Annotated in this window: 1 protein-coding gene; it reads right to left on the reverse strand. The window is 76.9% G+C overall.

The window, feature by feature from the left end; translation table 11 throughout:
* A partial coding sequence (locus AC0CYZ_RS31360; protein ID WP_472222132.1) for an LCP family protein occupies positions 1 to 1,697 on the reverse strand: 1,697 nt, incomplete at its 3' end.
* Between the last annotated feature and the right edge of the window lie 23 nt (positions 1,698 to 1,720).

Raw genomic sequence — 1,720 nt, forward strand, 5'->3', positions numbered from 1 at the left:
AAGTCGTCGCCGAGCGCCAGGACGAGCCCGCCGGTGCCGGTCGGCTGCGGGGTGAGGACCGCGCCGGGGACCGCCCGCTGCAGCGTCGCCGCCGCGCCGGCCTGGTCGGGGGTGAAGCGGATGAGGGTGCGGGCCTCGGCCGACCCGGCCGACGTGCCCGCGCTCACCGTGAAGCCGTAGCCGCGCAGCGCGCCGGCGACGGCGCTCCCCGATGGCGCCGACGTGCTCCGGTCGCGACGGAAGCCCGAGGCGGTGGTCCCGTCCCCGGTCCCGGCGTCGGTGGCCTCGGCACTGTCGGAGCCGCTGTCGGAGCGGGCGTCCACGAGGCGCAGCGCGACCCGGTCGGCCGGGACGGGCGGGGTCGGGGGCACCGGCGGCGCGGAGCCCGGCTGCCCGGGCAGCGGCCGGTCGCCGATGATCGCGTCGAAGAGTGCCCGGTCGTCCGCGGCGCGCAGCACCTCGTTGCCGCGGTCGTTCGCGACGCCGGTCGTCGGCACCGTCGTGAACGTGACGCGGTGCGCGTCGATCCCGGACAGCGACTGTCCGAGGGAGAGCAGCTGGTCGGCCTCGATGTTCTCGCCGTAGGTCGAGCGCCCGACGGCCCCGACCAGCGCCTGCAGCTTGCCCAGGTCGAGCAGCGTGCCCGCCGAGAGCGACTGGCGCAGCAGGGCCGAGAGGAAGAGCTGCTGGCGGTGGATGCGGCCGTAGTCGCTCGTCGGGTCACCGACGACGTGGCGGGCCCGGACGAAGTTCAGGGCCTGGTCGCCGGTCAGCACGCTCGTGCCGGCCCGGGGGATGACGGTGCCGAGGACCGCGTCGCGCATCGGGTGCTCGACGCAGATCGGGACGCCGTCGACCGCGTCGACCATGTCCTTGAACCCGGAGAAGTCGACGCCGAGGAAGTGGTTCATCGCGAGGCCGGAGAGCTGCTGGACGACCTCGGTGACGCAGCGGGGACCGCCGACCTGGTAGGCCGAGTTGAGCTTGACGTGGGCGGCCGGGGGGATGGTCTGGCCGGTGTAGGCGCCCGAGACGGAGTCCCAGCGCTGACAGGCGGGCCGGTCGATCTCGAGGTCGCGTGGGAAGGACACCGCGGTCATGCCGCCCCGGTCGGCGGGCACGTGGACGATCATCACGGTGTCCGAGCGGGCGCCGGGGACGTCGTTGGGGTCGCCGACGTCCTCGGTCGGGGTCGCGCCGACGCGGGTGTCGGAGCCGACCACGAGGAAGTTCTGGTCCCCGGCCTGGGCGGCGGGGTCGATGATCGAGTTCGACGTCGGGTCCAGGGCGGCGATCTGGCGCACCGCGGTCTCGAACCAGGAGGTCGCCCCCCACGCGAGTCCGCTGACCAGGACCACGAGCCCCGACATGGCCACCGCGAGGAGCCGGGCCGTGACGCGCCAGGTCCAGCGTCGCCGCCCCGGGGGCCACCCGGTGCGGGACCGGGCACGGACACCCGGGAGCGCGGCCGACGGGGCCGCGGCGGCCGCGGCGGGTACGGCGGGTACGGCCCACGCCAGGTCGGCCCCGCCCGAGGCGGGGACGACGGCGCTGCGGGCGGCGGGCCGGCCGGGCGGCACGACGGGCACCGCGTCGCGCGGCCCCGGGTCCTCGGGGGCCTCCCGCGCCGGGTGGGGGAGCCGTTCGGTCGGTTCGGCGTCCCCGGGGTCCGCCGCATGGTCGGGAGCCGGCGGCACGGCCGGGACCGCCGCCGGGGGGC

It is taken from the genome of Actinomycetospora sp. (assembly GCF_055612215.1).